The organism is Paraburkholderia sp. J67 (assembly GCF_905220265.1).
Lineage (GTDB): Bacteria > Pseudomonadota > Gammaproteobacteria > Burkholderiales > Burkholderiaceae > Paraburkholderia.
This window is the reverse complement of record NZ_CAJMZK010000153.1, coordinates 1-213: the sequence shown is the minus strand read 5'-3', so window position 1 is coordinate 213 and position 213 is coordinate 1. Positions and strand designations below refer to the sequence as shown.

Below are 213 nucleotides of genomic sequence, written 5' to 3'. Positions count from 1 at the left end.
GGCACCTATACCGCGCAGATCGAAGGCCTCGGCAGCGTTCGCGCGACTTTCACCGCCTGATACAGGAATTCATATGGCTTCCGAAAAACTCAAGGCCGCGATCATCGGCTCCGGCAACATCGGCACCGATCTGATGATCAAGATCATGCGCCACAGCCAGCATCTGGAAATGGCGGCGATGGTCGGCATCGATCCCAATTCCGATGGCCTCGC

General features: G+C 58.2%; 1 pseudogene. It reads left to right on the top strand.

Features of this window, described 5'->3' with window-relative positions:
• Positions 1–73: 73 nt before the first annotated feature.
• A pseudogene (locus tag U5782_RS41565) lies at positions 74–213 on the top strand (acetaldehyde dehydrogenase); the annotation flags it as partial.